We start from the raw sequence: 1,382 nt of genomic DNA, 5'->3' as shown, positions 1-1,382 counted from the left end.
GAGTTATTGTCAAATCTGGTGTATGACCATCAGGCAGCGTTCCTGTCAGATTGATCATCCACCTGTTCTCCATCCCGAAACTGGACGTTGTTCACGACCAGTCTGAGTTGGTCGAACCCCTTGATCCGCTTCCAGCGTTTCTGGGCGGATTGGAGCAGTTTGAACACCATCGATAACGTGGTGTCGCGGTTGCCACAGGATCGGCTCCGCTTGGTTCTCAGTCGTACGGTGGCGAAAGTGGATTCAATCGGATTGGTGGTCCGTAAGTGAATCCAGTGAATCGCCGGGAAATCATAGAAAGCCAGCAGCTCATCCCGGTCCTTCTCCAGGTTGTCCATGGCCTTGGGGTACTTGTCTCGGAACCGCCGCAAAGTGCTGTCAAAGGCCTTGTGAGCGCCGTCACGGGTCTCCGCCAGGTAGATCTCGTGCAGTGCCGACTTGACCTTTGGTTGTACCGATTTAGGCAGCTTGTCCAGCACATTAGCGGTCTTGTGCACCCAGCATCGCTGGTGCCGGGTGTCCGGAAACACCTTGCTCAGGGCCTTCCAGAAGCCCAGTGCGCCGTCGCCAACAGCCAGCTTGGGCGAAGGCTCCAGGCCCCTTTCCCGTAAGTCTGTGAGCAATTCTCGCCAACTGGCTTCAGACTCCCGGTGGCCATCCTCGACAGCCACCAGTTCTTTATGGCCGTGCTCGGTAACACCGATGATCACCAGCAGGCAGAGCCGGTCATCCAGGCGGACGTTGCTGTACACGCCGTCTGCCCACCAGTACACATAACGCTTCTGGCTCAGGTCCCGGCGCTGCCAATCCTTGTGCTCATCCAGCCACTTCGCCTTGAGCCGGGAGACCGTGTTCGCCGACAACCCGTTGGCCTGCTCGCCGACCAGGGCACTCAGGGCCTCCTGGAAATCGCCAGAGGAGACACCGCGCAGGTAGAGCCAGGGAATCAGCTCTTCCAGACTCTTGGCCCGCTTCAGGTACGGCGGCAGCAACTGGCTGTTGAAGCGAACGCCGGTGCCGCTGCGATCCCGAACCTTGGGCACCTGGACGTCCACGTCGCCAACACCGGTCTGAATGGTGCGCTTGGGCAGGTAGCCGTTGCGCACCACCGCCTGGCGGCCATTGGGCGTGGTGACATCCGCGTACTGGCTCAGCAGGCCCTCCAGTTCGGTCTCCACGGCCCGGGCAATCAGGTCTCGGGCTCCCTTGCGAATCAAATCGTGCAACGGGTCATTCGTTACTGTCTCTGGTTGTGAAAGAGCATGCAGGTTAGACTTGGACATGGCGTATCCTCTCTGTTGGTTGTGATCGTCGTGGTGATCAACCAACAGGATACGCCACCTCTTCAGCCTGCTTCCATACACCAGAAATCACCATAACTC

1 protein-coding gene is annotated in these 1,382 nt (G+C 58.7%); it reads right to left on the bottom strand.

The window, feature by feature from the left end; genetic code table 11:
* Nucleotides 1–29 precede the first annotated feature (29 nt).
* The gene (locus tag Q668_RS14620) at nucleotides 30–1,283 is read right to left on the bottom strand and encodes an IS256 family transposase (protein ID WP_036220191.1); all 1,254 of its coding nucleotides are present in this window, start codon (nucleotides 1,281–1,283) and stop codon (nucleotides 30–32) included.
* Nucleotides 1,284–1,382: the final 99 nt, after the last annotated feature.

This window comes from Marinobacter sp. ES-1 (genome assembly GCF_000475255.1).
Taxonomy (GTDB): domain Bacteria; phylum Pseudomonadota; class Gammaproteobacteria; order Pseudomonadales; family Oleiphilaceae; genus Marinobacter; species Marinobacter vinifirmus.
The sequence above is the reverse complement of the archived record's forward strand: the minus strand, read 5'-3'. Positions and strand labels throughout refer to the sequence as shown.

Coding starts and splice junctions, on each gene's coding strand:
- Q668_RS14620 (WP_036220191.1), bottom strand. CDS start 1,283: ATGTCCAAGTCTAACCTGCATGCTCTTTCACAACCAGAGACAGTAACG.